Origin of the sequence: Pseudomonas sp. 8Z (assembly GCF_902506535.1) — a bacterium.
Classification (GTDB): Bacteria; Pseudomonadota; Gammaproteobacteria; order Pseudomonadales; family Pseudomonadaceae; genus Aquipseudomonas.
In genome coordinates this window covers 1,581,507-1,607,173 of the sequence record NZ_LR733827.1, presented here as the reverse complement: position 1 = coordinate 1,607,173, position 25,667 = coordinate 1,581,507, and the positions used below count along the sequence as shown (strand labels likewise).

At 63.3% G+C, this 25,667-nt stretch carries 26 protein-coding genes; 15 read left to right on the top strand and 11 right to left on the bottom strand.

The window, feature by feature from the left end; genetic code table 11:
• Nucleotides 1-32: 32 nt before the first annotated feature.
• The 3 genes from AERO9A_RS20275 to AERO9A_RS20265 all read right to left on the bottom strand — a co-directional run bounded on the left by AERO9A_RS20275 (nucleotide 33) and on the right by AERO9A_RS20265 (nucleotide 2,265).
• The gene (locus AERO9A_RS20275) at nucleotides 33-983 is read right to left on the bottom strand and encodes an alpha/beta fold hydrolase (protein WP_159973710.1); all 951 of its coding nucleotides are present in this window, start codon (nucleotides 981-983) and stop codon (nucleotides 33-35) included.
• Between the two features lie 155 nt (nucleotides 984-1,138).
• A complete protein-coding gene (ispA, locus tag AERO9A_RS20270) occupies nucleotides 1,139-2,026 on the bottom strand; it encodes a (2E,6E)-farnesyl diphosphate synthase (RefSeq protein ID WP_159973709.1) in 888 nt (295 codons plus the stop codon).
• A complete protein-coding gene (locus tag AERO9A_RS20265; protein WP_159973708.1) occupies nucleotides 2,023-2,265 on the bottom strand; it encodes an exodeoxyribonuclease VII small subunit in 243 nt (80 codons plus the stop codon). The genes ispA and AERO9A_RS20265 overlap by 4 nt, the downstream gene beginning before the upstream one ends.
• Before the next feature lie 285 nt (nucleotides 2,266-2,550).
• Here AERO9A_RS20265 and pcaQ point away from each other — a divergent pair, with 285 nt between their 5' ends.
• From pcaQ to pcaC, 12 genes are all read left to right on the top strand, one after another.
• Nucleotides 2,551-3,483, top strand: coding sequence for a pca operon transcription factor PcaQ (gene pcaQ, locus AERO9A_RS20260; protein WP_159973707.1), 933 nt, complete (start codon nucleotides 2,551-2,553; stop codon nucleotides 3,481-3,483).
• A gap of 126 nt (nucleotides 3,484-3,609) precedes the next feature.
• Nucleotides 3,610-4,329 carry a protocatechuate 3,4-dioxygenase subunit beta gene (pcaH, locus tag AERO9A_RS20255; RefSeq protein ID WP_159973706.1) on the top strand — a complete coding sequence of 240 codons (720 nt, stop codon included), beginning with the start codon at nucleotides 3,610-3,612 and terminating at the stop codon, nucleotides 4,327-4,329.
• A gap of 12 nt (nucleotides 4,330-4,341) precedes the next feature.
• A complete protein-coding gene (gene pcaG, locus AERO9A_RS20250; RefSeq protein WP_159973705.1) occupies nucleotides 4,342-4,950 on the top strand; it encodes a protocatechuate 3,4-dioxygenase subunit alpha in 609 nt (202 codons plus the stop codon).
• Nucleotides 4,940-5,950, top strand: a complete 1,011-nt coding sequence (zapE, locus tag AERO9A_RS20245; RefSeq protein ID WP_256666016.1) for a cell division protein ZapE — start codon at nucleotides 4,940-4,942, stop codon at nucleotides 5,948-5,950. The genes pcaG and zapE overlap by 11 nt, the downstream gene beginning before the upstream one ends.
• A gap of 34 nt (nucleotides 5,951-5,984) precedes the next feature.
• Entirely contained in the window at nucleotides 5,985-6,932 is a 948-nt protein-coding gene (locus AERO9A_RS20240) for an AEC family transporter (RefSeq protein ID WP_159973703.1), read from the top strand.
• A gap of 328 nt (nucleotides 6,933-7,260) precedes the next feature.
• Nucleotides 7,261-8,106, top strand: a complete 846-nt coding sequence (locus tag AERO9A_RS20235) for an IclR family transcriptional regulator (protein ID WP_159973702.1) — start codon at nucleotides 7,261-7,263, stop codon at nucleotides 8,104-8,106.
• 111 nt (nucleotides 8,107-8,217) lie between these two features.
• The gene (locus AERO9A_RS20230; RefSeq protein WP_159973701.1) at nucleotides 8,218-9,069 is read left to right on the top strand and encodes a CoA transferase subunit A; all 852 of its coding nucleotides are present in this window, start codon (nucleotides 8,218-8,220) and stop codon (nucleotides 9,067-9,069) included.
• Nucleotides 9,069-9,851: a CoA-transferase subunit beta gene (locus AERO9A_RS20225; RefSeq protein ID WP_159973700.1), complete on the top strand. Its 783-nt coding sequence runs from the start codon at nucleotides 9,069-9,071 to the stop codon at nucleotides 9,849-9,851. The genes AERO9A_RS20230 and AERO9A_RS20225 overlap by 1 nt, the downstream gene beginning before the upstream one ends.
• A complete protein-coding gene (gene pcaF / locus AERO9A_RS20220) occupies nucleotides 9,848-11,053 on the top strand; it encodes a 3-oxoadipyl-CoA thiolase (RefSeq protein ID WP_159973699.1) in 1,206 nt (401 codons plus the stop codon). The genes AERO9A_RS20225 and pcaF overlap by 4 nt, the downstream gene beginning before the upstream one ends.
• 214 nt (nucleotides 11,054-11,267) lie before the next feature.
• Complete coding sequence (locus AERO9A_RS20215; RefSeq protein WP_159973698.1) at nucleotides 11,268-12,620, top strand: 3-carboxy-cis,cis-muconate cycloisomerase; 1,353 nt, start codon at nucleotides 11,268-11,270, stop codon at nucleotides 12,618-12,620.
• Between the two features lie 9 nt (nucleotides 12,621-12,629).
• Nucleotides 12,630-13,418 (top strand): 3-oxoadipate enol-lactonase, encoded by a 789-nt coding sequence (pcaD, locus tag AERO9A_RS20210; protein WP_159973697.1) that lies wholly within the window; start codon nucleotides 12,630-12,632, stop codon nucleotides 13,416-13,418.
• A 101-nt stretch (nucleotides 13,419-13,519) separates the two neighbouring features.
• The gene (gene pcaC, locus AERO9A_RS20205; protein ID WP_159973696.1) at nucleotides 13,520-13,915 is read left to right on the top strand and encodes a 4-carboxymuconolactone decarboxylase; all 396 of its coding nucleotides are present in this window, start codon (nucleotides 13,520-13,522) and stop codon (nucleotides 13,913-13,915) included.
• Nucleotides 13,916-14,056: 141 nt separating this feature from the next.
• Here pcaC and AERO9A_RS20200 read toward each other — a convergent pair whose 3' ends face one another.
• The 5 genes from AERO9A_RS20200 to AERO9A_RS20180 all read right to left on the bottom strand — a co-directional run bounded on the left by AERO9A_RS20200 (nucleotide 14,057) and on the right by AERO9A_RS20180 (nucleotide 18,778).
• Nucleotides 14,057-15,334 carry an OprD family porin gene (locus tag AERO9A_RS20200; protein ID WP_159973695.1) on the bottom strand — a complete coding sequence of 426 codons (1,278 nt, stop codon included), beginning with the start codon at nucleotides 15,332-15,334 and terminating at the stop codon, nucleotides 14,057-14,059.
• 114 nt (nucleotides 15,335-15,448) lie between these two features.
• Nucleotides 15,449-16,450, bottom strand: coding sequence for a tripartite tricarboxylate transporter substrate binding protein (locus tag AERO9A_RS20195; RefSeq protein WP_159973694.1), 1,002 nt, complete (start codon nucleotides 16,448-16,450; stop codon nucleotides 15,449-15,451).
• Between the two features lie 66 nt (nucleotides 16,451-16,516).
• On the bottom strand, nucleotides 16,517-18,031 hold the full coding sequence (locus AERO9A_RS20190; RefSeq protein WP_159973693.1) for a tripartite tricarboxylate transporter permease: 1,515 nt from the start codon (nucleotides 18,029-18,031) through the stop codon (nucleotides 16,517-16,519).
• Between the two features lie 13 nt (nucleotides 18,032-18,044).
• Nucleotides 18,045-18,518 (bottom strand): tripartite tricarboxylate transporter TctB family protein, encoded by a 474-nt coding sequence (locus AERO9A_RS20185; protein WP_159973692.1) that lies wholly within the window; start codon nucleotides 18,516-18,518, stop codon nucleotides 18,045-18,047.
• A 44-nt stretch (nucleotides 18,519-18,562) separates the two neighbouring features.
• On the bottom strand, nucleotides 18,563-18,778 hold the full coding sequence (locus tag AERO9A_RS20180) for a hypothetical protein (protein WP_159973691.1): 216 nt from the start codon (nucleotides 18,776-18,778) through the stop codon (nucleotides 18,563-18,565).
• Between the two features lie 416 nt (nucleotides 18,779-19,194).
• Between AERO9A_RS20180 and AERO9A_RS20175 the strand changes: the two genes are divergently transcribed.
• The 3 genes from AERO9A_RS20175 (at nucleotide 19,195) to AERO9A_RS20165 (ending at nucleotide 22,933) form a co-directional block, all read left to right on the top strand.
• On the top strand, nucleotides 19,195-20,079 hold the full coding sequence (locus AERO9A_RS20175; protein WP_159973690.1) for a DMT family transporter: 885 nt from the start codon (nucleotides 19,195-19,197) through the stop codon (nucleotides 20,077-20,079).
• 187 nt (nucleotides 20,080-20,266) lie between these two features.
• On the top strand, nucleotides 20,267-22,174 hold the full coding sequence (quiC, locus tag AERO9A_RS20170) for a 3-dehydroshikimate dehydratase QuiC (protein ID WP_159973689.1): 1,908 nt from the start codon (nucleotides 20,267-20,269) through the stop codon (nucleotides 22,172-22,174).
• A gap of 87 nt (nucleotides 22,175-22,261) precedes the next feature.
• The gene (locus AERO9A_RS20165; RefSeq protein WP_159973688.1) at nucleotides 22,262-22,933 is read left to right on the top strand and encodes a TetR/AcrR family transcriptional regulator; all 672 of its coding nucleotides are present in this window, start codon (nucleotides 22,262-22,264) and stop codon (nucleotides 22,931-22,933) included.
• 201 nt (nucleotides 22,934-23,134) lie between these two features.
• Here the strand turns inward: AERO9A_RS20165 and AERO9A_RS20160 are convergent, their stop codons facing one another.
• The 3 genes from AERO9A_RS20160 to AERO9A_RS20150 form a co-directional block, all read right to left on the bottom strand.
• Nucleotides 23,135-23,986 carry a shikimate dehydrogenase gene (locus tag AERO9A_RS20160; RefSeq protein WP_159973687.1) on the bottom strand — a complete coding sequence of 284 codons (852 nt, stop codon included), beginning with the start codon at nucleotides 23,984-23,986 and terminating at the stop codon, nucleotides 23,135-23,137.
• Between the two features lie 4 nt (nucleotides 23,987-23,990).
• Entirely contained in the window at nucleotides 23,991-24,431 is a 441-nt protein-coding gene (gene aroQ, locus AERO9A_RS20155) for a type II 3-dehydroquinate dehydratase (RefSeq protein WP_159973686.1), read from the bottom strand.
• Between the two features lie 211 nt (nucleotides 24,432-24,642).
• Nucleotides 24,643-25,665: a PleD family two-component system response regulator gene (locus AERO9A_RS20150; protein WP_159973685.1), complete on the bottom strand. Its 1,023-nt coding sequence runs from the start codon at nucleotides 25,663-25,665 to the stop codon at nucleotides 24,643-24,645.
• Nucleotides 25,666-25,667 lie beyond the last annotated feature (2 nt).

Below are 25,667 nucleotides of genomic sequence, written 5' to 3'. Positions count from 1 at the left end.
TAGTTCAGCCCAATGCGCTGTCTATTTCACCGTTACCGGTAGTGTCGCTCCAGAAATTCCAGCAAGAGGCTGGAGACCTTGTCGGCGCACTCGGCCTGCAGCCAGTGGCCGGCACCGGGCAGGTCGTGGCGTTCCAGGTGCGGCACCTTGTCGCTCATGCGTTTGAGCGTTGGCGCCTCGAAGCGGCCCACCGGGTCGTTCTCGCCGAGCAGAAACAGCGTCGGCTGCGTGATTTGCAGATCCGTCAGATGCTCGGTGCGCTGCCAGTTGCGCTCGAAGTTGCGATACCAGTTCAGCGCGCCGCGAAAGCCGTGGCGCTCGAAGGTGCGTTGGTAGTGAGCGAATGTCGCCGCGCTGCACCAGGCTGGCAGTGGCAGGTCAGTCGGCATGCCGTCGAACAGCCGCGCGTTCGCGGGTTTGTCTTGCGCCAGCAGGGCATCGCCCAGGCCGCCAAGCAGTAGGCGCAGGCTGCGGCCAATGTCGGCGTCCAACTCGGCTTCGGCCAGGCCCGGTTGCTGGAAGTAAAGAATGTAGTGGAAGCGCCCGGCGTAGACTTCGCGCATCATCTCGATGGCCGGGCGTTTCGGCCGACCGCCGAAGGGCACCGACAGTGCGCCGAGCGCCTTGACCCGTTGCGGCTCCAGTAGCGCCAGGTGCCAGGCTACCGGTGCGCCCCAGTCGTGGCCGACCACGGCGACTTCACGCTGAGCGAGCCTGTCCATCGCGGCCTGGATATCCCTGCAGAGGGTGAGCAAGTCATAGGCAGTGGGATCGGCTGGTGCACTGCTGGCGCCATAACCGCGCATTTCTGGGGCGAATACGTGGTAGCCGGCGGCGGTCAGTGCTTCGATCTGTGGGTGCCAGGCGTACCAGCATTCGGGGAACCCGTGCAGCAACCACACTGGTTTGCCGTGCTCGGGGCCTGCGCTATACAGGCTCAGTTCGATGCCGTTTACCGCCAGCAGGCGATGATCGAGGTGCATGGTTGCCGTCTCCGATATCAACTGCACTCATCCTAGTGCGATGAAGGGCCGGGTAAAGCAAACCTTATGCGCTGATCAGGCTGGTATAGATGAAGCTGATGGTTGGGCTCTGTACGAAAAGTGCCAGGCCTTCGCTCGGCGACTTTTCTTACCCACTAGTTGCGCCGTTCGACGATATAGCGCGCCAGTTCGCGCAATGGCTCGGCGCTGTCGCCGAACAGGCGCAAGGCATGCAGAGCCTGGTCGCGCAGCTCCAGGGCGTAGTCCTTGGCCGCGTCCAAACCGAGCAGGGCAGGGTAGGTGGGTTTGTCGTGGGCTTCGTCCTTGCCCTGAGTCTTGCCCAGCGTGGCGGTGTCGCTCTCCACGTCGAGGATGTCGTCCTGCACCTGAAAGGCCAGGCCGATGGCGCGGGAATACTGCTGCAAGGCTTTGAGGCTGAGGTCATCGGCCTGGCCACTGGCCAGGGCGCCGAGCAATACGCTAGCTTCTATCAGCGCGCCGGTCTTGTGCCGGTGCATGGTTTCCAGGGCCGCGCGGTCGAGCTTCTGGCCCACTGACCCGAGGTCGATGGCCTGGCCGCCGACCATGCCCGCCGGGCCCGCGGCGTTACCCAGGGTGCTGAGCATCTGCAGGCGAACTTCGGCGTTCTGCGGGTTGCGGCGGCGGTCGGCAAGTACCTCGAAGGCCAGACTTTGCAGGCCGTCACCGGCGAGGATGGCGGTGGCTTCGTCGAAGGCCTTGTGCGTGGTCGGTTGGCCACGGCGCAGATCATCGTCGTCCATGGCCGGCAGGTCGTCGTGCACCAGCGAGTAGGCGTGGATCAGTTCGACCGCGCAGGCGGCGCCGTCGGCGCGCTCGATCTCCCCCTGCAGTGCTTCGCAAGCGGCATAAACCAGCAGTGGGCGCACGCGTTTGCCGCCGTTCATGACGCTATAGCGCATGGCCTGGTAGAGGCGTTCGAGCTCCGCGCGCGGCGGCTGAAACAGGCTCTCCAGGGCGCTGTCGACGCGCTCCTGGCAACGGCTCTGGTAGGCCTTGATCATGCTTGTTCGCCCGCTTCGAAAGGGGCAGCCTGCAACTCGCCGTCGCGTTCGAGGAGCACCTGCACCTTCTGCTCGGCTTGGGCCAGAGCAGCTTGGCATTCGCGGGTCAGGCCGATGCCCTGTTCGAAGGCGGTCAGCGAGTCTTCCAGCGACAGCTCGCCGCTCTCCAGGCGCTCGACCAGAGCCTGCAGCTCGGCGAGGGAGTGTTCGAAGTCGGGGGCGGCTTTCTTGCGGGCCATGGCGGCAGGTCTCGGGCAGCTTGGAAACCGCGCGACACTAGCAGAGGCGCGCCATGCGGGCAAAGCGTAAGGGTGAATTTATTCGTAACGGGCAGTGCGCCAGGCGCACTTTATAGCTTGCGTTCAGGGTGTCGAAGGGCTTGATGTCGATTGGCTCAGTTGGTGGCGATTGCCACAAGCTCTAGGTGGCGCACGCGCTCTTTCTGAGCCTTTTTGTCCTCGCCAGGCATGGGCCGTTGCCGCGCTTTGCGGCATCATCGCAGGCATCTGCCTCTGGTGCTCCTGATGAACGTCGACACCCGCATCAAATTCCGCCACTTGCTGTGCTTCCTCGAAATCGCCCGCCAGCGCAGTTTTGCCAAGGCCGCCGATACGCTGGCGGTGAGCCAGCCTGCTATCTCCAAGACGCTCAAGGAGCTTGAGGACATCCTCGGTGCCAGCCTGTTCGAGCGCGGCAAGCAAGGCGTGACGCTGACCGCCGCCGGGGTCGCTTTTATGCGTTACGCCGGGCCTTGCGTGCAGGCTCTGCGCGATGGCGTGAACAGCCTGCGCGAGGGCGAGCACGAGGCCGGGCAGGTGCGTGTCGGTGTGCTGTCTACCGTGGAGAGTCTGCTGATCCCCGAGGTGGTGCGGCGCCTGCATGAGCGTCACGCGGCGCTGGTGGTCAGCGTCGCCACCGGCCCCGGCGCTTATCTGCTCAGCCAGTTGCGCGTCGGCGAACTGGATCTGGTGATTGGCCGCATGACCGACAGCCCGGATATCCAGGGCCTGACCTTCGAGCACCTGTACAGCGAATCCATGACGCTGGTGGTGCGCCCAGGCCATCCGCTGCTCGCCGCAGGCGAGGCCACCATGGCGCGCCTGGGTGACTACCCGTTGGTGCTGCCGACGGTAGGCACCACCATCCGCAAGCATGCCGACAGCTTGTTCGTGCAGTGCGGCGTGACGCCTTCGCGGCAGCGCCTGGAAACCCTGTCCCCCGCGTTGAGTCGGCGCTATGTGTTGTGCAGCGATGCGCTGTGGGTGGCGCCGCAGGATTCCGTCTGCCTGGACGTGCAGCGTGGCGAGCTGGCCGAGCTGCAACTGCATGTTCGCGAGCCGGGCGGCTCGGTGGGCATCTGCCGCAATGGCGCGCTGGGCTTGCCACTGGCTGCCGAGCGCTTCTGTGAAGCATTGCGCGAGGTGGCGCAGGCTTACCGAGAAGACCTCTTTCCATAACCAATAGGTTATGTATCGGCGGCGTCTTTTCAATTTTCAGGCGACGGGCCTTGGCTGAAACTGCGCCAACTGCCCCGAGCGCATGCCCTCGGGGTGACTCCACAAGACCCATAACAGGAGTGCACCATGCCTGCCGAGGATCATCGCCGTTTCGTCATTCGTGACCGCAACTGGCACCCGAAAGCCTTCACCCCCGACTACAAGACCTCCATCGCCCGTTCGCCGCGCCAGGCGTTGGTGAGCATCCCGCAGTCGATTTCCGAAACCACCGGGCCGGACTTTTCGCACCTGAAGTTCGCCGAGCACGACAACGATCTGCTGCTCAATTTCAACAACGGTGGCTTGCCCATCGGTGAGCGCATCATCGTCTCCGGGCGGGTGATGGATCAGTACGGCAAGCCGATCCCACATACCCTGGTGGAAATGTGGCAGGCCAACGCTGGTGGCCGCTACCGGCACAAGAACGACCGCTACCTGGCGCCGCTCGATCCCAACTTTGGTGGTGTCGGCCGCGCGCTGACCGACAGTGAGGGGCGTTACATCTTCCGCACCATCAAGCCCGGCCCCTATCCGTGGCGCAACAACCCCAACGACTGGCGCCCGGCGCATATCCACTTCTCCATCAGTGGCCCGTCGATCTCCACGCGCCTGATCACCCAACTGTATTTCGAGGGTGACCCGCTGATTCCGCTGTGCCCCATCGTCAAATCCATCGCCAACCCGGACGCGGTGCAAACGCTGATTGCCAAGCTGGATATGAGCACGGCCAATCCCATGGATTGCCTGGCCTATCGCTTCGATATCGTGCTGCGTGGGCAGCGCCAGACTCATTTCGAGAACAAATAAGGAGGGATGACCATGCCTGTTGAATTGCTGCCGGAAACCCCTTCGCAAACCGCCGGCCCTTACGTGCATATCGGTCTGGCCCTGGCTGCGGCCGGCAACCCGACCCGCGAGCAGGAAATCTGGAACCAGATGGCGCGGCCTGATGCACCGGGTGAGCACATCGTGCTGCTTGGCCACGTCTACGACGGCAATGGTCATCTGGTGCGCGATGCCTTCCTCGAACTGTGGCAGGCCGACCATCAGGGCCACTACGACGAGGATTACGACCAGTCCAAAGCCTTCAACGGATTTGGCCGTACCGCTACCACCTTCGATGCCGGTAGCGAGTGGTTCGCCTACACGGTCAAACCGGGTGTGGTGCACAACGCCGCTGGTGTGCCGATGGCGCCGCACGTCAACGTCGCGCTGTTCGCCCGTGGCATCAACATCCACCTTGCCACCCGCCTGTATTTCGAGGATGAAGCCGAGGCCAACGCCAAGGATCCGGTGCTCAACCTGATCGAGCAGCCGCAGCGCCGCGAGACGCTGATCGCCAAGCGTTGCGAAGTCGATGGCAAGCCAGCCTATCGTTTCGACATCCATATCCAGGGTGAGGGCGAGACGGTCTTCTTTGACTTCTGAGTTGTATGCCCAGGCCGCGCACCTCATCGAGGCACGCGGCCTGCATCTGGATGACGCCCAGCAGCGCACTCTGGCGCGCTTGGTGGAGTGGTTGCAGGTGCGTCTGCAGCCTTCGCTCTGGCGCCGTCGGCCTACGGTCGGCGCATACCTGTGGGGTGGCGTCGGGCGCGGCAAGAGTTTGCTTCTGGCTGCGCTGTTCGAGGCGGCGCCACTGGCCAGCAAGCGCCGCGTGCACGTGCATGCGCTGTTGCAGGAAGTGCAGCAACGCATGCTGGCGCATGTCGGCCAGGCCGACCCGCTACTGCGCGTGGCTGATGAGTTGGCCCAGCAGGCGCGGCTGCTCTACCTCGATGAATTTCATGTGCATGACATCGGTGATGCGATCCTGCTGGGGCGCCTGCTGCAGCCGTTGATCGCGCGTGGCTGCATCCTGTTGTTCAGCTCCAACTACGCCCCTGCACAACTGTGTCCCAATCCGCTGTATCGCAGCCGTTTCAAACCGTTCGCCAGCCTGCTGGAAAAACGCTGCCTGGTGCTGGAAATCGATGCTGGCCCCGACTATCGCGTCGCCAGTACGCAGCACTGGGGGTTGTATCTGCACGCGTCGCCTAGGCATTTGCAGCAGCGCCTGGCGCATTTGCCGACAGTGCCGCAGTTGCCTCTGGCGCGGCGTAGCCTGACACTGCGCGGCATGGACTCACGTACCCTGTGGCTGGATTTTGCCGCACTGTGCCAGCAACCACTGGCGAGCAGCGATTACCTACAGTTGTGCCAGCGCTTCACCCATCTGGTTGTTGGCGAGGTGCCCGCGTTGGCGCGTTGCTCGCTGGATGAGCAGCAGCGTCTGGTGAACTTCGTCGATATCGCCTACGACAGTGGCCGCGAGCTGTGGCTGCACAGTGCGCTCGCGCTGGACGAGCTGTGCGCAGGCGTTGCCCATGAAGATTTCTCACGTACCCGCAGCCGCCTGGCGCAGTTGCGCCGTGAGCGCGCAGCGTGACACCTTCTGATTCTTTTTGAGACGAGCTGTTGGCATGCTGGCTGTTCTAGGTATCACCGCGCCTATCTTCATTCTGATCGGTTTGGGCTTTTTTTCCGCGCGCATCGGTTTGATCAACCGCGAGCAGGCGCGTGGCATGGGCAGCTTCGTCATTCATTTCGCGTTGCCCTCGCTGGTGTTCAAGGTGCTGGCCGAACGCAGCCTGGGGGAGGTGCTCAATTGGCCCTATATGGCCGCCTATGCGTTGGCCTCGCTGAGTCTGTTCGGCTTCGGCCTGCTGCTGGCGCGGCGCTGGCGTGGGCAGAGCCTATCGCACAGCGCGATTCTGGCCATGGGCATGTCGGTGTCCAACAGCGGCTTCATCGGCTACCCCATCGCCGCCATGGTCATCGGCCACACGGCGGCGCTGGCGCTGGTGCTGGGCGTACTGGTGGAGAATCTGTTGATGATTCCACTGGCCTTGGCCATCGCCGAGGCCGGTCGCCAGGATGGGCAGGGCTGGGCCGTGGTGCGCGAGACGTCGCTGCGTTTGCTGCGCAACCCGCTGATCATCGCCATTGCCTTGGGTCTGGCTATCTCACTGCTGGAACTGCGCCTGCCGGCGGTGGCCGCGCGGGTGGTCGACATGCTCGCCGGGGCCTCGGCACCGGTGGCGCTGTTCGTCATTGGCGCCGCGCTCAATGGCCTCAAGGTCGGCGGCATGGCTGCCGATGTGGCGCAAACGTCCATCGGCAAGTTGCTGCTGCACCCCTTGCTGATGTTCGTGGCGCTCAGTTTGATGCCGGGCGTCGATCCGGCATTGATGGTTGCAGGCCTGCTATTCGCCTGCGCGCCGATGATGAGCGTGTTCCCCATCCTAGGGCAGCGTTTCGGCCTTGAAGAGCGCTGCGCTGCTGCCCTGGTGGCGTGCACGGTGCTGGCGTTCATCAGTGTCAGTGCGGTGCTGGCGTTGTTGCGTTGGCAAGGGTTATTACCCGGCTGATGCGTGTAGGAGGCGCTTGGGCGGCGAGCTTCTGAAGCCCATTCGAATCTACGGCAGTCGCGGCTAAAGCCCCTCCCACGGCTAATGCCGGTCAGATAAGGCTTGCCACTGTAGGAGCGAATTTATTCGCGATAGGGTTTGGCACCGTGCCTGACCATGATCGCGGATAAATTCGCTCCTACATGATTGAGAGCCTGGGAAACCACGCCACATATGGCCCCTTGAATGACTGGCATTACTCCCAAGGCTCCTTGTTTTCGCCTATTTACGATAACCGCACGCTGGTTCGATAATCGCCAAGCGCTGTTCACCCCGCATCGGAGGCTTCATGAGCGAAACCCGTCCGCCCCTGCCCAGCCTGGCGCCGCCGCCCTACGTGTCGCCGGCCAAGCGCATCGAAGAGTTCGCTGGCGACCCCAATTTCATGACCTCTCTGGCGCGCGGTCTAGCGGTGATCAATGCCTTTCAGGAGCGCAAGCGCCACCTGACCATCGCGCAGATCAGCCACCGCACCGAGATCCCGCGCGCCGCCGTGCGCCGCTGTCTGTATACGCTGATGAAGCTGGGTTACGTGACCACCGACGGGCGCACCTACTCGCTGCTGCCCAAGGTGCTGACGCTGGGCCATGCCTACCTGTCCTCGACGCCGCTGGCGGTGTCCGCACAGCCCTTTCTCGACCGTCTCAGCGAGCAACTGCACGAGGCCTGCAACCTGGCCACGCTGGAAGGGGAGCAGGTCTTGTACCTGGCACGCTCGGCGATTCCGCAGCGGCTGATCTCGGTCGATCTGAGCGTCGGCAGCCGCCTGCCGGCCTACTGCACATCGATGGGGCGCATCCTGCTGGCCGCGCTGGATGATGACCAGTTGCAGGACTACCTGGCCCACGCCGAACTGCAGCCCAAGACCAGCCGCACCCTGCACACCCCCGAAGCACTGTGGGAATGCCTGCAGCGCGTGCGTCACCAGGGCTGGTGCGTGGTCGACCAGGAGCTGGAGCAGGGCCTGCGTTCGCTGGCGGTGCCGGTCTACGATTCGGCTGGGCACGTGCTGGCCGCCATGAACATCAGCACCCACGCCAGCCGCGTGCCCATCGCCGAACTGGAGAAGCGCTTCCTGCCGTTGATGCTCAGCGCCAGCCGTGAGTTGAGCGGGCAGGTGTTCCGGCCTTTGTGAATGGAAGGTGTTCGATAATCGCCCTGTATGGCGATTATCGGATTGTTCTCGTTCAGGCTGTTTTTTAAGGTGGCATTCACCCGGTAACTGCCACCTGACGAGAACAATACGATGGCCGACATCATCACGCTGCGCGACGCCATTTCGCGCCACGTCAACGACGGCGACTGCATCGCCCTCGAAGGCTTCACCCATCTGATTCCCACTGCCGCTGCCCATGAGCTGATCCGCCAGGGCAAGCAAGACCTGCATCTGGTACGCATGACGCCGGATCTGGTCTACGACCTGCTGATCGGTGCCGGTTGCGCGCGCAAGCTGACCTTCTCCTGGGGCGGCAACCCCGGTGTCGGTTCGCTGCATCGCCTGCGCGATGCGGTCGAGAAGCACTGGCCGCACAAGCTGGAAATCAGCGAGCACAGCCACGCCGCCATGGCCAATGCCTACGTCGCCGGTGCCTCCAACCTGCCGTTCGCCGTGTTGCGTGGCTATCAAGGCTCGGATCTGGTGAAGGTCAACCCGGACATCAAATTCATCGACTGCCCGTTCACTGGCGAAAAGCTGGCGGCGATCCCCAGCGTGCGCCCGGACGTCACCGTGATCCACGCGCAGAAGGCCGACCGCAAGGGCAACGTGTTGATCCAGGGCATCCTGGGTGTGCAGAAGGAAGCGGCTCTGGCGGCCAAGCGCTGCATCGTCACTGTCGAGGAAATCGTCGACGACCTTGAGGCGCCGATGAACGCCTGCGTACTGCCGACCTGGGCCATCAGCGCCGTTTGCGTGGTGCCCGGTGGCGCCCATCCGTCCTACGCCCACGGCTACTACGAGCGCGACAACCGCTTCTACCAAGCCTGGGATCCGATTGCCCGCGACCGCGACACCTTCAGCGCCTGGATCGATGAGTACATCCGTGGCACCGAGGATTTTGCGCAGTACCAGGCGAAAGTGAATGGGGAGGCCAAGTGATGAGCGCGTTCAACACCAATGAAATGATGACCGTGGCCGCCGCGCGCCGCCTCGGCAATGGCAGCGTGTGCTTCGTTGGCATCGGCCTGCCGTCCAAGGCCGCCAACCTGGCGCGCCTGACTCACGCGCCGGAAGTGGTGCTGATCTATGAATCCGGCCCTATCGGCGCCAAACCCAGCGTGCTGCCGCTGTCCATCGGTGACGGCGAATTGGCTGAAACCGCCGACACCGTGGTGCCGACCGGCGAAATCTTCCGCTACTGGCTGCAGGGCGGGCGCATCGACGTGGGCTTTCTCGGCGCCGCCCAGGTCGACAAATACGGCAATATCAACACCACTGTGATCGGCGACTATCACAACCCGAAAGTGCGCCTGCCGGGCGCCGGTGGCGCGCCGGAAATCGCAGGCAGCGCGAAGAAGGTGCTGATCATCCTCAAGCAGGGTCATCGCACCTTCGTCGACAAGCTGGCCTTCATCACTTCGGTCGGCCATGGCGAGGGCGGTGACCACCGCAAGCGCCTGGGCCTGCCGGGCGACGGCCCGGTGGCGATCATCACCGACCTGTGCATCATGGAGCCGGAAGCCGGCAGCAATGAGTTCATCGTCACCTCGCTGCATCCGGGCGTGAGCCGCGAGCAGGTGATCGAGAACACCGGCTGGCAAATTCGCTTCGCCGACAGCGTGACCACTACCGAGGCGCCGACCGCCGAGGAGTTGGCCGCGCTGCGCGATCTTGAAGCGCGTACCGCCACTGCCCACGGCCAGGCCGGAGGTGACGAATGAGCCGCGAGGTCTTTATCTGCGACGCCATCCGCACGCCGATTGGCCGCCTTAATGGCGCGCTGTCGGCGGTGCGTGCCGACGACCTGGCGGCGATTCCGCTCAAGGCGTTGGTCGAGCGCAACCCGCAGGTCGACTGGTCAGCGGTTGATGAAGTGTTTATGGGCTGCGCCAACCAGTCCGGCGAGGACAACCGCAACGTCGCGCGCATGGCGCTGCTGCTGGCCGGCCTGCCGGAAACGGTGCCGGGTGTGACCCTCAATCGCCTGTGCGCCTCGGGCATGGAGGCGGTGGGCGCCGCCTTCCGCGCCATCGCCTCGGGTGAGATGGAGCTGGCCATCGCCGCGGGCGTCGAGTCCATGACCCGCGCGCCTTACGTGATGGGCAAGGCCGACAGCGCCTTTGGCCGTGGCCAGAAGCTGGAAGACACCACCCTGGGCTGGCGCTTCGTCAACCCGCTGATGAAAGCGCAGTACGGCGTCGACCCGATGCCGGTCACCGGTGACAACGTCGCCGAGGACTACGGCGTCAGCCGCGCCGACCAGGATGCCTTCGGCCTGCGCAGCCAGCAGCGTGCGGCAGCGGCTCAGGAGAGCGGCTACTACGCCGAGGAAATCGTCCCGGTGGTGATCAAGACCAAGAAGGGTGAGATCGTCGTCGACCGTGACGAGCACCCGCGTGCCGACACCAGCGCCGAAGGCCTGGCCAAGCTCAAGCCGGTCAACGGCGAAGGCAAGACCGTCACCGCTGGCAACGCTTCGGGCCTCAATGATGGTGCCTCGGCGATGATCCTGGCGTCTGCCGAAGCCGTTGCGAAATATGGCTTGAAACCCCGCGCCAAGGTGCTGGGTATGGCCAGCGGCGGCGTCGCGCCACGCATCATGGGCGTCGGCCCGCTGCCGGCGGTGCGCAAGCTGCTGGCGCGGCTGAACCTGAGCATCGTTCAGTTCGACGTAATCGAACTGAACGAAGCCTTCGCCGCTCAAGGCCTGGCCGTCACCCGCGACCTAGGACTGCCGGACGACAGCGCCAAGGTCAACCCGAACGGCGGCGCCATCGCCCTCGGCCACCCGCTGGGCATGAGCGGCAACCGCCTGGTACTGACCGCCGTGCACCATCTGGAAAATACCGGCGGCAAACTCGGCCTGGCGACCATGTGCGTGGGCGTCGGCCAGGGCCTGGCGCTGGCCATCGAGCGGGTGTGAGGCGGGCGCGTAGGGTGGGCTTTAGCCCACCATTTACGGCGGTGGGCTAAAACGGATCGCCGCCCGGCCCACCCTACGGCCTGAAACTTGTGGGAGGCGCTTCAGCGGCGACGCTTTTAATCCGTCGCGGCTAAAGCCCCTCCCACGGTGCCGTGCGCGGCGCTGTAGGTTGATGCCACACTAGCCGTACATTTTTCCCAGGAGCGTTGCGCGCGTGAGCAACCAACTTTTCGATGCCTATTTCACCGCGCCGGCCATGCGCGCGATCTTCTGCGACGCCGGGCGGGTGCAGGGCATGCTCGACTTCGAGGCTGCCTTGGCACGTGCCGAGGCGCGCGTGGGGCTGATCCCCGCCGAGGCCGTGGCGCCCATCGAGGCGGCCTGCAAGGCCGAATTCTACGATTACCCGGCGCTGGCCCAGGCCATCGCCACGGCAGGTAATTCCGCCATCCCGCTGGTCAAGGCGCTGGGCAAGCGCATCGCTGCCACCGCCCCGGAAGCCGAACGCTATGTGCACCTCGGTGCCACCAGCCAGGACGCCATGGACAGCGGCCTGGTGCTGCAACTGCGCGCGGCCATCGCCCTGCTGGAAAGCGATCTGGCGAAGCTGGCCGATGCCCTTGCCGTGCAGGCCGAACGCTATATCGATACGCCGCTGGCCGGGCGCACCTGGTTGCAACAGGCCACACCGGTGACCCTCGGCATGAAGCTCGCTGGCGTGCTCGGCGCGCTCACCCGCCATCGCCAGCGCCTAAAAGAACTCAAGCCGCGCTTGCTGTGCCTGCAGTTCGGCGGCGCCTCCGGCAGCCTGGCGGCGCTCGGTGATGCTGGCTGGTCGGTCAGCGGTGCGCTGGCGCAGGAACTGGAACTGCACCTGCCCGAGCAACCCTGGCACACCCAGCGTGATCGCCTGGTGGAATTTGCCAGCCTGCTGGGGATGATCGCCGGCAGCCTGGGCAAGCTGGGCCGCGATCTGAGCCTGCTGATGCAGACCGAAGCCGGCGAAGTCTTCGAGCCGTCGGCGCCGGGCAAGGGCGGCTCGTCCACCATGCCGCACAAACGCAACCCGGTCAGCGCCGCCGTGCTGATCGGCGCCGCCACCCGTGCACCGGGCCTGGTGGCGACCATGTTCGCCGCCATGCCGCAGGAGCACGAGCGCAGCCTGGGCCTGTGGCACGCCGAGTGGGACACCCTGCCTGAGCTGTGCTGCCTGGTCTCCGGTGCCCTGCAGCAGGCGCTAGTGGTAGTGCCGGAGCTGGAGGTGGATGCCGCACGCATGCGCGCCAATCTGGAGCTGACCCAGGGGCTGGTGTTGGCCGAGGCGGTCAGCATCGCCCTGGCGCAGAAGATCGGTCGCGATGCCGCCCATCACCTGATCGAACAGTGCTGCAAACAGGCGGTGCGCGAAGGCGCCCACCTGCGTGCCGTGCTCGGTGCCAACGCCGAAGTCAGCGCACAACTCTCTGCTGCCGAGCTGGATTCTCTGCTCGATGCGGCGCATTACCTGGGCCAGGCCCGCCGTTGGGTCGAGCGCGCCGTTGCCGAACACACGCAATTTTCCTCTTAGGAGTTGTCCATGCCTGCCGTACGTCTCGCCGATGGCGATTTGAACTATTTATTGGAAGGCCCGGCCGGTGCGCCGGTGCTGGTGCTGTCCAACTCGCTGGGCACCGACCTGCACATGTGGGATGCGCAGATTGCGGCCTTCACCCAGCACTTCCAGGTGCTGCGCTACGACACCCGTGGTCATGGCGCCTCGCTGGTGAGTGAAGGCCCGTACAGCATCGAGCAGAACGGCCGTGACGTATTGGCCCTGCTCGATGCGCTGGGTATCGCCAAGGCGCATTTCTGCGGCCTGTCCATGGGTGGATTGATCGGCCAGTGGCTGGGCATCAACGCGCCCGAGCGCATCGAGCGCCTGGTGCTGTGCAACACTGCGGCCAAGATCGGTACGTCGGCGGTGTGGAACCCGCGCATCGAAACCGTGCTCGCTGGCGGCGCGCAGGCCATGGGCGAGCTGCGCGATGCCTCGATCTCGCGCTGGTTCACCACCGACTTCGCCGAGGCCAATCCGGGCAAGGTCGAGCCCATCGTCGGCATGCTGGCGCAGACTTCGCCCGAGGGTTACGCGGCCAACTGCGCGGCGGTGCGTGATGCCGATTACCGCGAGCAGCTTGGCAACATCACGGCGCCGACGCTGATCGTCTGCGGCAGCGGCGACCCGGTCACCACGGTCGAGCATGGCCGCTTCATGCAGGAACGCATCAAAGGCGCCGAACTGGTTCAGTTCCATGCCGCGCACCTATCCAACGTGCAGGTCGGCGATGACTTCAGCCAGCGCGTACTGGCCTTCCTGACGGCCTGAACACAGTTTTTTGTAGGAGCGGCTTCAGCCGCGATTCGACTTCGCGGCTAAAACGTAATGCCGCCCAGCCGCTCCTACAGACCCAATTCGAGGATTGATCGATGGACGAAAAACAACGCTACGAAGCCGGTATGCAGGTGCGCCGCGCAGTGCTCGGTGACGCCCACGTCGACCGCAGCCTGCAGAACCTGACGCCGTTCAACGAAGAGTTTCAGGAGATGATCACCCGCCACGCCTGGGGCGATATCTGGACCCGGCCGGGCCTGCCGCGCCACACTCGCAGCCTGATCACCATTGCCATGCTCATCGGCATGAACCGCGAGGGCGAGCTGAAGCTGCACTTGCGTGCGGCGAAGAACAACGGGGTGAGCCGCGAAGAGATCAAGGAAGTGATCATGCAGAGCGCCATCTACTGCGGCATCCCGGCGGCTAACGCCACCTTCCACTTGGCCGAGGCGCTGTGGGACGAGCTGGGTGTGGAGTCGCTGGAAGGCTGATTTTTCGGCCTCTGACAACCGAATGGAGCGCTGCCCTGACCACGCATCTGGGTAGCGCTTTTTTATGGGCGCTACAGAAAAAAGCCCGTCACAAGGACGGGCTGAAAGTGTCGCAACACATTGGAGTCAAACGTACAGCGCTTACAGGATCGACAGCGGATAGTTGACGATCAGGCGGTTCTCATGGGCGTCCTGGCCGGCGTCACGGCGGACGTCCGAGTTACGCCAGCGCACGCTGAGGTTCTTCAGGGTGCCTTCCTGAATGGTGTAGGCCAGCTCGGTTTCTCGGGCCCACTCTTCGGCGTTGTTGCGGTTAGTGGCCTCGATGTTGTCGCCGCTGATGTAGCGGTTCATCAAGGTCAGGCCAGGGATGCCGAGGCCTGCGAAGTTGTAGTCATGACGCAGTTGCCAGGAGCGCTCTTCGGGGTTGTCGAAGGACGCGGTGAAGCCATCGTTGACTAGGCTGCCACCGCTGGCGCCGTCGATACGCAGGAACTTGGTGTCGCCACTGAGTTTCTGGTACGCCACGGTGAAGGTGTTGCTGCCGGTTTTGGCCGAGAAGCTGGCCTGGTACACCTTGTTGTCCAAGTCGCCAGCTTTGGCCGCACCTTCTTCCTTACCGGTGAAGTAGCCGAGGTTGGCACCCAGCACCCAGTCGCCGACAGGTTGGCTATGAGTCAGTTGCACGAAGCTCTGCTGGTAGACATCTTCCAGGCGCGCGTGCCAGGCACCTACCATGGTGGCGTTGCCGTTGAAGCGGTATTCGGCGCCGCCGAAGTTGAAGTCATCACCCTCGACCACACCCAAGTTGCCGCCTGCGTTGAAAGCCATTTCCTCGCGGCTGGCGTCATCGCGTTTGCTGTTTTTCCAGAACTGGCCGCCGTAGAGGCTCAGACCGGCGATTTCGTTGGAGGTGATTTGCGCGCCCTGGAAGGTTTGCGGCAACGAGCGACCGTCATCACCACGCAGGATCGGCAGCACGGCGAGCCATTCACCGACCTTCAGCTCGGTTTTGGAGAGTTTGGCCTTGGCGGCCACGGCGGTACGACCGAACTGGTCGGCCGGCTCGCCACCGTCATGAATCGGCAGCAGTTGGCTGTTGGCGACGGTGTCGCTGCCGTCGAGCTTGATGCTGTACAGGCCCAGCACGTCGAGGCCGAAGCCGACGGTGCCTTCGGTGTAGCCCGAGCGCGCATCGAGGATAAAGCTCTGTGTCCAGCCTTCGGCCTGGGTTTGATCATCACCGTTCAGGCGTGGCCCGGAATGGTTGATGTAGTTGCGGTTGAAGTAGTAGTTGCGCAGGTTCAGCGAGACTTTGGCGTCATCGACAAAACCGGCGGCCTGAGCGCCAACCGGCAGGGCAGCGATGACAGCCAGTGCCAGAGTGCTTGGCAGTAGAGGGGTAAGGGTGTTTTTCATTGTTGTTGTGCCTCTTTGTTTTTATTGGGTGAATGTGCAGTGTGCATAATCCCTGTCGTGTTCGCCAGGGCGTTGCCGCCGGTTGCAACTGTCCGGCGGCGGATTAGCGCGGGCTCAGGGCTTGGGGATGCCAACCGAGTCCGGTGCGATTTCGATGGCCTTGGCCTTGTACATCGACCAGGTGGTGACCGACTGCCAGCGCTTGAGGAAATCCTCAGCCTCGGCACCGTTGAGGTTCAGGCTCTGCGCACCGAAGTTTTTCAGGAAACCCTGGAATTCCGGGTTGGCGATGGCTTTGGCGTAGGCGTCAACCAGCTTCTGCTTGACGTCATCCGGGGTGTCCTTGCGCACGAAGGCGCCCCAGAACGGGCCCCACGGCAGGTACTCGGCGATGGCCGGCAGCGACTTGGTGATCGGCTCCACGCCCGGCAGCTCAGGGGTTTCTTCCTTGGCGAACACGGCCAGTGCCTTGAGCTTGCCACTGCGTACCAGCTCACGCGCGGCGGCCAGGCTCAGCGGCATGAAGTCGATGTGATTGCCCATCAGCGCGGTGATGCCGGGGCCGTCGCCACCGAAGGTCACTTCACGCACTTTCAGCTCGTCGACTGCGTTGATCATTGCGCTGACGGTGCTCGGCAGGCCGCCTGCACCGGTGGAGCCCATGCGCAGGGTGTCCGGCTTGGCCTTGGCGGCGGCCAGCAGCTCGGCCATGTTGTTGAACGGCGCGTCGGCGTTGGCGGCGATGACCACCACGTTCTGGCCGATGATGCTTACCGGGTAGAAGTCGGCGTAGTCGAAGTCAGCCAGTTTCAGCACCTTGTACAGTTGCGGGTTCTCGGCGCCGAGCAGGATGGTGTAGCCGTCAGGGCGCTGAGTTTTGACGAAGGTGCTGCCGATGACGGCGGTGCCGCCCGGACGGTTATTGAGGATGAATTTGCCGCCCAGCTCTTTTTCCACGTAGGGCGTCAGGCTGCGCATGACGTTGTCGGTAGCACCGCCAGCGCCCCAGGGGATGACCGCCTGGATGCTGCGTTCGGGATATTCGGCATGGGCCGGCAGAGCCAGGGTGAGGGCGCTGAGGCCCAGAGCGGCGCCGGTCAGTAGAGCTTTAAGCATGTGGAGACTCTCCATCGGTTGTTGTTGTGAGCCCCTTTAGGCCGGGGCATGCCGGGTGAAATCGGATCAGCCGCGCGTCGAGGCTGGGCTGAGTTTGTTCTTGAGCTTTTTCAGCAGCGGCGTGTTGCTCAGCAGGATCAGCACCACGCCACCGGTCAGAATCATCGACAACGGGCTGGTGACCAGACCTTGCAGCAGCTCCAGCGGGTGGTCACCTGCCGAGGACATAGCCTGGCGGTACGAGGTGTCCATCAGCGGGCCGAGGATGGCGCCGAGGATGATCGGGCCCATCTGGAAGCCGAAAATCTTCATCAGGTAGCCAAGCACGCCGAAGCCGAGCATCCAGTACACCTCGGTCATGCTGCTGTTGATCGAGTAGGTACCGACCACGCAGAGTACCAGGATCAGCGGGATCAGGACGGCCTTGGGCATCTCCACGAACTTGGCGAAAAGCTTCACGCCCATCAGGCCAAAGATCATCAGGAAGATGTTGGCCAGCAGCAGGTTACCGACGGTGAAGTAGAAAATGTGCGGGTTTTCAACCATCAGCATCGGGCCGGGGTTCAGGCCATGCACCACCAGGGCGCCGATGATCACCGCGGTTACCGCATCGCCGGGCATGCCCAGGGTCAGCATCGGCACGTAGGCGCCGCCGACTGCCGCGCTGTTGGCGGTTTCCGGGGCTATCAGGCCCTCGTAGGCGCCTTTGCCGAACGGCTTGGTCGGGTTCTTTACGGTACGTTTGGCATGGTCGTAAGCCATCAGCGCAGCGATGTCACCACCCACGCCGGGCAGCACGCCGACGATCACGCCGATCAGCGAGGTGCGGACCGACAGCGGCAGGAACTTCAGCACCATGGCGAAGGACGGCAGGATCTTGTCCACCTTCTGGCGCACGGCTGGGCTGTCGAGGTTGTGCAATTGATAGAAGGCTTCGGCGACGCCGAACAGGCCGATCATCAGCACCACGTAATGGATGCCACCCATCAGCTCGACCTGACCGAGGGTGAAGCGCCCTTCGGCGGTGACCGGGTCCATGCCCACCAGACCGATTACCGCGCCCAGGGCGGCGGCGAAGATGCCCTTGGCCAGCGAACCTTCGGACAGGCTACCGACCAGCAGCAGGCCGATGGCGGCGACCAGGAAGTAGTCGCGGGGGGCGAATTTCAGCGCCAGGTCGCCGATCACCGGCGCGGCGCTGGCCAGCACCAGGGTACCGACCAGGCCGCCAATCACCGACATCACCGTACTCAGGCCGATGGCGCGCCCGGCTTCACCTTGCTGCGCCAGCGGATAGCCGTCGAACGCCGTGGCGACGGAGGAGGGCGCACCGGGAATGTTCAGCAAGATGGCGCTGCGCGAGCCGCCGTACACGCCGCCGATGAAGATGCCGACGATCAGCGCCAGAGCGTCGTTGACGTCCCAGGAAAAGGTGAAGGACACCAGGATCGACACCGCCATGGTCACCGATAGCCCAGGGATGGCGCCGATGTAGATACCGGCGAAGGTGCCCAGCGCCGTCAGCATCAGCAACTGCGGGTCGCTCCAGGCCATCAGCAGGTAGGAAAAATTATCGCTCATCTCAGGCGCCTCGTTATGGCAGGTAAACGCTGAAAGCCAGGCTGAACAGCAGGTAGATCATTACCAGCAGCACACCTGCGATCATCACAGCGTTGAGCACGCGGCTACCGCCACGCAGGTAGACGATCGACAGCACCAGGAAAAAGAAGGTACTGACGTAGAAACTGGCCCATTGGATCGCCGCCAGGTAGACCACGGCCAGCAGACCAAAGATCAGGACGGCTTTGGGAAAATGCTGGCGACGGAACTGCTGGAAGGCATCGAGCCAACCGTCGCAGTCCGGCTTGGCCTTACCGAGCATCTCAAGGGTGATCTTGATGGCCGACAGCAGCATCACCACGGCTACGCCAATGGGGAAGGCGCCGGGTGAGTTGGCCGAGGAAAAACCGGAAATCTGGTAGGCCAGATAGAAAATCACCAGGCTGAATACCAGTAGCAGCGCGCAGAAGGTGCGCTCGCCGACCAGCATCTTGTCTGTCTTGTTCATGCTATCGCTCCGACAGAATGAGGGCGTTGGTAGGAATCGGGGACTTAGGCGGCACCTAGGCGTCGAGCCCAGGGCAGCCGAGCGAGTAGACCGTAATGGGCGGGCGCAGGTCGCCTGGTCATGGCGCTGGTGGCCAGAACCGGTACGGCGAAGGGAGAGAGGGATGTCCAGTTATCGAGCATGACGCCGAAGCTGGAGGGGGCAGCGACCGCTGTGGACGCTGCAATGGCCGGGGCACGCAAGTGCTTGGGCTGGGGCATGTTAATCGACCTTCTTATATTTATTGGTTGCTCAAATGGACGAAGCGCTGAGTATCAGGCAGGACGCGCTACGTTTCTGGCGTGTCGGCATAGTGGGCCGACCCAACGGGCCATTTCAATTCGTCAAATCGGGTTTTGTTCGATAAACGAACAAGAACGAACTGGTTAGTACATTCTTCGTAGCCCGCAGTATCGCGCGTCTGGCGACCTGTATCCAGAGGCAAGGCCGCTTGGTGTCTCGTTCCACATGCACTGGGCGCGGGTATTGCCCGCAGTTGGCAAGTCTTGGCGAGCGGCGCTGGGGCTGCAGCTTGCGCGCCAGGCAGTCCTCTACGCGCGGCTGGTCGCAGTGGACGATGGGTGTATAGTTAGTTGCCTTACTATCCTGCAGCAGCGCCCCGTCATTCAGGTACAGCATGAGCCTCACTCCCCTGTCCGGTAGCAATCATCCCCTCAAAGGGATCGGCCTGATGGTACTGGCGACTTTTCTGTTTGCCAGCCACGATGCGATGTCCAAATACCTCTCCGGGTTCTACCCGATCGTTGTGATCGTCTGGGCGCGTTATCTGGTGCATACCTTGCTGATGGCCGGGATCTTCCTGCCGCAATCGGGGTTGCGCGTCTTGCGCACCAAACGCCCTGGGCTACAGGTACTGCGCGCGTTATGCCTGCTGGCGGTCAGTTTGTTGTTCACTTCCGGTTTGATGTTCATGCCGTTGGCTGAGGCAACCTCGGTGATCTTCCTCGCCCCCTTGCTGGTGACGGCGCTATCGGCGCCGCTGCTTGGCGAGCGAGTCAATCGTGGACAGTGGGTGGCCGTGATCATCGGCTTTATCGGTGTGTTGGTGATCGTCCATCCAGGCGGCAGTCTGTTCACCCCTGCGGTGCTGCTGCCGCTGGCGGCAGCGCTGTGCTTCAGCCTGTATCAGATCCTCACTCGGCGTTTGAGTGAAATAGACAGCGCTACCACGAGCAACTTCTGCGCAGGGCTGGTCAATACGCTGGTGATGAGCCTGATGGTGCCCTTCTTCTGGCAGGTGCCCAGCCTTACCCATGGCCTGATGATGCTGGCGCTGGGCGGTTGCGGTATGGGCGCCCATCTGCTGCTGACGCATGCCTTCCGCCATGCCGCGCCTGCGCTGTTGGCGCCATTTGGCTATGTGCAGATTATCTTCGCCGGGCTACTGGGATGGCTGGCGTTCCAGCACACGCCGGACTCCACGGCGCTCATCGGTATTGTGATCATCTGCCTGAGCGGGCTGACCGCCGCATGGCAGAGCCGCAAGGGTTCGCAGAAATAAGCAGTGTGCGATTATCGAACTAAAAACTAACCGGTTCGTCCATTTTGCGTTGCCGAGCGCGGCAGCGCTGCCAATAATCCAGGTTACGAACAATTCATGAGCGCCGACTAACCGGCTGCGTGATGAGGCCGCAAGCCATCCTTCACCTGCCTGCCACGGCGCCGTTCCAACCCGGAGTCGTCTGTTTATGCAGCGTTCAATTGCCACCGTTTCCCTCAGCGGTACCCTGCCCGAGAAGCTCGAAGCCATCGCCGCCGCGGGTTTCGATGGGGTGGAAATTTTCGAGAACGACTTGCTCTATTACGACGGCAGCCCCAGCGAGATTCGCAAGCGGTGCGCCGACCTGGGCCTGGCCATCACCCTGTTCCAACCGTTCCGCGATTTCGAGGGCTGCCGCCGCGACCGCCTGCAGCGCAACCTCGACCGTGCCGAGCGCAAATTCGATCTGATGCAGGAACTGGGCACCGACCTGGTGCTGGTGTGCAGCAACGTCGCCGCCGACTCTCTGGGCGATGAGGAAATTCTCGTTGATGACCTGCGCCTGCTTGGCGAGCGTGCCGGTGCCCGTGGTCTGCGCATCGGCTACGAGGCTCTGGCCTGGGGGCGCCACGTCAACACTTACCAGCAGGTCTGGAATCTGGTGCGTCAGGCCGATCATCCGGCGGTCGGCGTGCTGCTCGACAGCTTCCACACCCTGTCGCTCAAGGGCGATCCGAGCGCCATCGCCGAGATCCCCGGCGACAAGATTTTCTTCGTGCAGATGGCCGATGCGCCGATTCTGGCCATGGATGTGCTGGAGTGGAGCCGCCACTTCCGCTGCTTCCCTGGGCAGGGTGAGTTCGACCTGGCGGGTTTTCTTGCACCGATCCTGTGTAGCGGCTATCGCGGCCCGTTGTCGCTGGAAGTTTTCAACGATGGCTTCCGCGCCGCGCCGACCCGGCAGAATGCCGCCGATGGTCTGCGCTCGCTGCTGTATCTGGAGGAGAAGACCCACAAGCGTCTGGAAAAAGAGGGCCACGCCATCGAGCCTGGGGTGCTGTTCACGCCGCCGCCTGCCAGCCGCTACGACGGTGTGGAGTTCCTCGAATTTGCCGTCGACGAGGCGGTTGGCGCACGTTTGGGCAACTGGCTGGAGCGCCTCGGTTTCGCCCGCGCCGGTCAGCACCGCTCCAAGGATGTCAGCCTGCTGCGCCAAGGTGATATCAATATCGTGCTCAACGCCGAGCCGTATTCCTTTGCCCACAACTTCTTCGAAGCACACGGCCCGTCACTGTGCGCCACCGCGCTGCGGGTCAAGAGCGAGTCGGCGGCCCTGCAACGCGCCTGCGACTATCGTGGCCAGCCCTATCGTGGTCTGGTCGGCCCCAACGAGCGCGAGGTGCCGGCGGTACGCGCGCCCGATGGCAGCCTGATCTATCTGGTCGAGCAGGGCGCCGAGGGGCAAAGCCTCTATGATACTGACTTCAGCCTGGATGCCAGTGCTCCGGCCAGTGGCGGGCTGCAGCGTATCGACCATATGGCCCTGGCACTGCCTGCCGAGTCACTCGATAGCTGGGTGCTGTTCTACAAGAGCCTGTTGGATTTCGAGGCCGACGACGAAGTGGTGCTGCCCGACCCTTATGGTCTGGTGAAGAGCCGCGCCATCCGCAGCCGCTGCAGCTCGGTGCGCCTGCCGCTGAACATCTCGGAAAACCGCAACACCGCCATCGCCCATGCGCTGTCGAGCTACCGTGGCTCTGGCGTGCACCATATCGCGTTTTCCTGCGAGGACATCTTCGCCGAAGTGGCGCGGGCCAAGGAGGCGGGCGTACCGCTGCTGGAAATCCCGCTCAACTACTATGACGATCTGGCCGCGCGTTTCGATTTCGATGACGAATTCCTGAGCGAGCTGGCGTACTACAACGTCCTGTATGACCGCGATGCTCAGGGTGGCGAGCTGTTCCACGTCTATACCGAGCCGTTCGAGGAACGCTTCTTCTTCGAGATCATCCAGCGCAAGAGTGGTTACGTCGGCTATGGCGCGGCCAATGTCGCGGTACGTCTGGCGGCCATGGCCAAGGCGCGCAGCGGCGGGCTAAAACGCCCGAGGCTGTGAGCCGTGATGGCGCCGAGTTTACTGCCCGGTGCCTGCGCCGCCTGCCATAATCCGCCTCACTCATACCTATAAGAAGAAGCCAGCCGTATGACCGAAGCCGCCGCAAGTTTCGCCAGCGCACCCGTCGAGGCCGTGCGCAAGGCGCGCAAGAATAACCCCGAGAAAACTCGCGAGAGCATTCTCCAGGCCGCCATCACCGAGTTCGTCCAACAAGGGCTTTCCGGCGCCCGTGTCGATGCCATCGCCGAGCGCACGGCCACCTCCAAGCGCATGATCTATTACTACTTCGGCAGTAAGGAACAGCTCTACGTCGAGGTGTTGGTCAAACTCTACGGCGACATCCGTGGCACCGAAAGCCGCCTCGATCTGGACTCGCTGCCGCCAGCCCTGGCAATCCGGCGGCTGGTGGAATTCACCTTCGACCACCACGACCACAACGTCGATTTCGTGCGGATCGTCAGCATCGAGAACATCCACTACGGCGAGTACGTCAAACAGTCACCGGCCATCCGCCAGATGAGCAGCGTGGTGCTTGAAAGTCTCGGTAGAACCTTACGCCGTGGCGAACAGGAGGGCGTGTTCCGCGCGGGTATCGAGGTGCTCGACGTGCACCTGCTGATCAGCTCGTTCTGTTTTTACCGGGTCTCGAACCGGCACACCATCGGTGAGATTTTTCAGGTCGACCTGCCGGACGAGGATGTCCGCCAGCGGCACAAGACCATGATCTGTGACGCGGTGCTGCGCTATATCCAGCGCTGATTTTCGCTTTTGCAGAAGAGGTTCTTTGTTGTTTAGAGGGCTGCTTGGTTAATACAGGGCTGGCAATCCGGAACAAACATCCAAAACATCAACACCGTATTGCCAGTCCGCTATCAAGACTATTCCCCGTGACTCCGCGAAGAACCCAAAAAGAAGCCCCTGGCCGCAGCATTGCGGTCAGGGGCTTGTCGATTCAGTTTTTCAGAAACTGGCGAAGTGCGCCTGCATACGCTCGGCATTGGCCTCACGGCCACTGAACAGTTCGAAGGCTTTCACCGCCTGGAACACCGCCATGGTGCCGCCATCGAGCGTGCGGCAGCCTAGCGCGCGGGCGTGGCGTAGCAGTTCGGTTTCCAGCGGGAAGTAGATGATCTCCGCTACCCACAACCCGGCATGCAGCAGCTCCACCGGCAGCGGCGTGCCGGGCAGTTTGGCCATGCCTACGGGGGTGGTGTTGACCAGGCCGTCAGCGGCTGCGACTTCACCGGCCAGATCCTCACCAGCCACGGCGCGGCCAGCGCCGAAGTGGGCGTTGAGGTTGTCTGCCAGCGCCTGGGCGCGACCGGGTTCCACCTCGAACAGGCACAGGCGCTCTACGCCTTCGGCCAGCAGCGCATGCGCGACTGCAGCACCGGCGCCGCCAGCGCCCATCTGCACCACGCGGCGGCGGCTGACGTCGGGCAGGCCACGGCGAAAGCCCTCGGCAAAGCCCAGGCAGTCGGTGTTGTGGCCGACGCGCTTGCCATCTTTGAGCACCACGGTATTGACCGCGCCGATGCCACGGGCCTCGGCAGACAGTTCATCGAGCAGCGGGATGATCGCCTGCTTGCACGGGAAGGTGATGTTCAGGCCGGTGAAGCCCATTTGCTGGGCGCTGGTGAGCAGGCCGGGCAGGGCATCGATATCGAGGTCGAGTTGATCCAGGTCGATCAGTCGATACAGATAACGCAGGCCCTGTGCGTCGCCTTCACGCTCGTGCATGGCTGGGGTGCGCGAGGCCTGGATGCCGCGACCAATGAGCCCGGCGAGAATGCCGGAAGAAACCGAAGACATGGGCTTACCCCTTGAGCGACTGAGCGAAATATTCGAGCGCCAGGCGATAACCCTGGCTGCCAAGACCGCAGATCACCCCGACGGCGATATCCGAGACGAACGAGTGGTGGCGGAACGGTTCACGCTTGTGCACGTTGGACAGGTGCACCTCGATGACCGGCAGCTCGCTGGCCAACAAGGCATCGCGGATGGCCGCCGATGTGTGCGTCCAGGCCGCTGGGTTGATCAAAATGCCGGCGCAGCGCCCGCGTGCGCCATGGATCCAGTCGATCAGCTCGCCTTCGCGGTTGGTTTGACGAAACTCGACACTCAGGCCGCGCTCGGCAGCGGTGTCGGCGCACAGACGGGAAATATCGGCCAGGGTTTCATGGCCATAAGTGGCAGGCTCGCGCGTGCCCAGCAGGTTCAGGTTGGGGCCGTTGAGCACCAGAATGCAGGGTGACATGGGGGCGTCTCTTGTTGTTGTGACGAACGCCCGAGAAAATGTACTAACTGGTTAATTCAGTCAATCGCTCGACTCTGCGAGCAGGCCTTGGGCTGTGCGCCTGTGCGTGTGCCGAAAGCGCAGAACACCGGCAGGGCAGGGGATGCAGGCGAGCCGCTCCGTGCAGGCGAGGGCGGCAAATGTGGGCGATTACCGCTCAGCATGGCGCACATCAGCCCCCTTCACTCATCTGCGCGACGCAGTTACGTCCACTGTGCTTGGCCAGGTACAGGCCTTCGTCGGCCTTGATCACCAGGCTCAGCGGCTCGCTATCCATTGACGGGCGCAACGTGGCAATACCGATGCTGACGCTGATCGACGAGCCGGGCGTAGGTAGGTCGTGAGGGATGCCCAGTGCCTCGACGGCGCGGCGGATCTTCTCGGCCTGCAGACGTGCGCCGCCAGCGGCGGTGCCGGGCATGATCACGGCAAATTCTTCGCCGCCATAACGCGCCGCCAGGTCGGTCGAGCGCGAGCAACTGGCGCGCAGGGTGTCGCCGACGCGGCGCAGGACATCGTCGCCCTCAACGTGCCCATTCTTGTCGTTATAAGCCTTGAAGTAGTCGACGTCGATCATCAGCAGCGACAGCTCGCTCTGGTCGCGCAGGGCGCGGCTCCACTCGATCTCCAGATACTCGTCGAAGTAACGGCGGTTGGCCAGGCCGGTGAGGCCGTCGGACTTGATCAGTCGCTGCAGCACCAGGTTGGTGTCGAGCAACTGCTGCTGGCTTTCGCGCAGGGCGCGGTAGGCTTCGTCACGTTGCAGCAAGGTGAGGTAGGAGCGTGAGTGATAGCGAATGCGCGCCAGCAGTTCGATCACATCCGGCAACTTGACCAGATAGTCGTTGGCGCCTGCGCTGAACGCGGCGCTTTTGACCTTGGCGTCTTCTTTGGTCGACAGCACGATGATCGGCACATCATGCAGGCTCGGCGCTCTGCGGTACTGGGCGAGCAGTTCCAGACCGTCGACGCCAGGCATGATCAGATCCTGCAGAATCACCGTTGGTTTGAGCTGCTGTGCCACGCTCACCGCCTGTTGCGGGTCGGAGCAGAAGTGGAAGTCGATGTCGCTCTCTTCACTCAGTGCTCGCCTCACGGCCTCGCCGATCATGGCCTGGTCGTCGACCAGCAAGACCATCATGGTTGGCTCATGTAGTCCCTGTTTATCGTGTGAGCTCCCTTGGGGCCGATGCATTG